The sequence below is a fragment of the Mariprofundus micogutta genome (assembly GCF_001895085.1).
Classification (GTDB): Bacteria; Pseudomonadota; Zetaproteobacteria; order Mariprofundales; family Mariprofundaceae; genus Mariprofundus; species Mariprofundus micogutta.
In genome coordinates, this window is record NZ_BDFD01000041.1 from 1 (window position 1) to 3,492 (window position 3,492).

At 47.7% G+C, this 3,492-nt stretch carries 4 protein-coding genes; 2 read left to right on the top strand and 2 right to left on the bottom strand.

Going from position 1 to position 3,492, the window contains the following annotated elements:
• Window positions 1-227: 227 nt before the first annotated feature.
• Window positions 228-824 (bottom strand): 2-hydroxychromene-2-carboxylate isomerase, encoded by a 597-nt coding sequence (locus MMIC_RS12235; protein ID WP_072660754.1) that lies wholly within the window; start codon window positions 822-824, stop codon window positions 228-230.
• Window positions 817-1,305: a PaaI family thioesterase gene (locus tag MMIC_RS12240; protein ID WP_227819512.1), complete on the bottom strand. Its 489-nt coding sequence runs from the start codon at window positions 1,303-1,305 to the stop codon at window positions 817-819. Before MMIC_RS12240 ends, MMIC_RS12235 begins: the two co-directional genes overlap by 8 nt.
• A 147-nt stretch (window positions 1,306-1,452) precedes the next feature.
• On the opposite strand from MMIC_RS12240, the gene MMIC_RS12245 reads away from it, so the two are divergent.
• Window positions 1,453-1,965 (top strand): winged helix-turn-helix transcriptional regulator, encoded by a 513-nt coding sequence (locus MMIC_RS12245; RefSeq protein WP_072660756.1) that lies wholly within the window; start codon window positions 1,453-1,455, stop codon window positions 1,963-1,965.
• A 129-nt stretch (window positions 1,966-2,094) separates the two neighbouring features.
• Window positions 2,095-3,357 (top strand): GAF domain-containing SpoIIE family protein phosphatase, encoded by a 1,263-nt coding sequence (locus tag MMIC_RS12250; protein WP_072660757.1) that lies wholly within the window; start codon window positions 2,095-2,097, stop codon window positions 3,355-3,357.
• Window positions 3,358-3,492 lie beyond the last annotated feature (135 nt).

The following is a 3,492-nucleotide window of genomic DNA, read 5'->3' on the forward strand; positions in this document are numbered from 1 at the left end:
GCATGGAAGCATTTACGAAACGCTCGCAAAACCTTGTTCAAAACAATCTTTGGGCAGAACAACGAGGCAGCATGAACTATAAACCATGCGATCAGCTTTCAGACTCATTTACGGATTGGAAAATACTAATTCAGCAAAGACATCGGAATGATGTGGGTCCTGTATGACTGCGTTTGTCAGCAGGCGTTTTTTTAGGGTGCAAGAGGCGTGGCCGGTGCGAGAGTCGGCTATGATGCTTTGGCTTTTTGGCAGGCCCGGGCAAGAAAATCCATGTGATCAATGCCGAAGAAAAGTTCGCTGCGCCCTGTTGGTCGGTGCAATATGAATGAGGGAACACCGAAGGCTCCGGCTTTGAGGGCTGCATGGGTGTTGGGTTCAAAGTTTTCGTTATGTCTGGTTCCCCAATCCTGAGGGAGATGTTTGATTTCGAATATTTGCTGTAGCCAATCCTCTTTGCGTGGATCGACAGCCCCGGACCAGAGGCTATCAAATACGGCGAGACAAAATTCCTGCCTCTGTTTTCCCTGAAGCTCTCCTGCGATACGCAGTGCAGGCCTGCTATCGAAAGTGCCGGGACGAATCATTTTAAAGGGCAGGTCAAGAAAGCTTGCCCAGCGTTTGAGATCACGCAATGAGTAGAGCGCCTTGTTTTTGATCAGACTCGGTGGTGTGTTGCCCGATAGTTTAATCAGGCGTGGGAGGTTCACTGGTTGCCAGTTAAAGGCAACATCATGCAGTTGTTCAAAGGGCGGAATTTGGGTAGCTGCCAGATAACTGTAGGGGCTGATAAAATCAAAATAGAAATCAATAGCGGGTTTACTCATGGTGGCTGACGTACCCCTTGGGTCGAATAGCGACAGTATTTTTGATGCGCGTACATATTTTGCCATCATTTCTGACGTAATGCATTTCGAAGCACGGTGTGGATTTACCCGATTCTGCCAGTTCTGTATCAATTTGTTCGGCCAGTGCTTCATCAAAGTCAAAGTGCAGGGTGAGATCAGAGTTTCCCACCCGGATAAAGTCGATGACTAACTTTTTAGTGGCCACACGATATCCGGGAAAGCGTTTCAAACATGCAAGTGCTGGTACCGGGTCGGCCAGACTGGCCTGATAGCCGCCAAACATATTACCTGCGGCATTGGATGAAATACGGTTCAATGGCAGGCGTATACGGGTGCTGGTCCAGTCTTCTTTCAATGTCAGGACTTTCACGCGCATCAGAAAATAGGGTGGGAACAGCTCAAAACGACGTTTGGCAGACAAAAAGCGGAGTATGCGCATGGAGTGAATACTCTTAGCCACAGCTTATTTCATGCCGGAGGAATTGCTCTAAGATCTCTATTTTAATATTGGTCTCCTTTAGAAACTTTATTGTGCTTAATTTAGTCTCCATATGAAACCTTATTGATAAGTGGTTGGTTTCTTTTAGAGACCTGATAGGCTGCAGTCATGTCGATCAACTTTCAGCGCGAAGCTCCCTGCCCGATAGCCCAGCTTCTTGAGTTGCTTGGGGACCGCTGGTCGCTACTGATTATAAGGGATGCTTTTTACGGTGTCAGGCGTTTTGATGGATTTCAGCAGCATTTGGGCATTTCCAAGAAAGTTTTGACGATGCGATTAACGACTCTGGTTGATGCTGAAATCATGAAAAAAGAACGTTATCAATCCAAGCCGGAACGTTATGAATATCGCTTGACGGCAAAAGGTCGAGAGTTGTTTCCGGTACTGCTGACCATGATGCGCTGGGGTAACCGCTGGCTGGTGGATGAAGGTGAGGAAACGGTGCAACTCTTGCACTCAAACTGTGGCGAAAAGACCGAGCCCCGCATGGTATGTAGCCATTGTGAACAGCCGATCACACCGGCGCGTATTCAAGCTGTGCCGGGTCCCGGAGCCAATCGTGAAGTTGTGCAGGCATTTCGTCAGATAGTCAGAAAATCAGAAGTCAAAAAGGAATCGTAACTGGAAAGCATCCAGTATTGGCCCGCTTTTATACAATGGTCGCAGTGATATATGTGGCGTATAGTTCACCTGTATGTATGGCAAAGGAGTCTCTGAAAAAATGAGAGTCCTTTAACTGGAGGGCTAGCATTGGAGCAACTGGATCTGCTGAAACAGAACGAGAGGCTGCTAAAGGCACTGGAGATTAACCAGCTGATTGCGGGTGAACTTCATCTGGCCACGTTGTTGAAGCAGGTGATGAGCTTGACCCAATCCATCATGGAGTCGGAAAGCTGCTCGCTGTTTCTTTATGATGAGAAGTCCGATGAACTTGTCTTCAATGCATGCTCGGGTGAGAATGAAGATCAGCTCAAGGAGATATGCCGGTTGCCGATGGGTAGCGGCATCGCAGGCTGGTGCGCAGAGCATAGAGAAACTGTTCGTATCGCAGACGTGTATGATGATCCCCGATTTGAAGTCGAATATGACAGGCAGACCAAGTTTACCACACGTAATATGATCTCAGCGCCGTTGCTTGTGCGCAGCAAGTTGATTGGCGTGTGTCAGGTGATCAATCATCAGCATGGTGTTTTTTCAGAATCCGATGAGAAACTACTGGAGTCACTCGTGCCTATGGTGGCAATCGCGATAGATAATGCGCATGCGCATCAGCGCCTGCTGGATCGCGAGCTGTTTCAGCATGATCTCGAACTGGCTAAATCAATTCAGGATTCTTTTTTGCCAGCCTTGCCTCCAGAGATGGATGGCTATCATGCCGGATTTCATATGCACTCGGCTTTTGATGTGGGTGGAGACTTTTATGATGCGATCCAGATGCCTGATCAGCGCATAGCATACATTATTGGAGATATTTCCGGGAAAGGTGTATCGGCAGCTATGATCATGTCCAGCATACTCAGTGATATTCGCATGGAACTGTCGTATGGTGGTAGTGCAGGTCAGATCCTGAGTCGCTTTAATCAGGCTTTGTGTCAGAAAATTCAGAGTGGCATGTTTGTCAGCCTGGTGTTGATGGTGCTCGACCCGGTGATTCATCGTCTGGAGGTTGCCAATGCAGGACATCTGCCTCCTATCCATATTCACCATGAGAGAATTTGGCAGCACGGCGAGGCATCAGGCCCGCCTGCCGGTATCGTTTCAGATATTCAATACGATTGTGAGGTGATTAGCCTGGAATCCGGGGAAATGGTGTTACTGTACACCGATGGTATTACTGAAGCGCGCAATGAAAATGACGAGATGATCGGCATTGGAAGATTGTTAAACTGGCTGGACGATGCCCCGGCTTCAACCGATGCTTGTATCGAATATCTGAATGATTGCATCAGCCATTATACCGGTAATGCCCAGCAGTCCGATGATATTACCCTTCTTATGCTTGGCCGCGATTAACGTTTATCTACTGGGATATTCCAATAAGGGTGGAATCTTCCAATAATACCCTAAGGGCATTCCAATATTGCCGTATGAGCAGCTATTAAACATAGCAAACCTCCTGACAACAAATGTAGGGTAGCATCATATAGC

What these genes read in the sequence shown, in the direction of transcription:
- MMIC_RS12235 (WP_072660754.1), bottom strand. Translation starts at nt 824, where the DNA reads ATGAGTAAACCCGCTATTGATTTCTATTTTGATTTTATCAGCCCCTAC.
- MMIC_RS12245 (WP_072660756.1), top strand. Translation starts at nt 1,453, where the DNA reads ATGTCGATCAACTTTCAGCGCGAAGCTCCCTGCCCGATAGCCCAGCTT.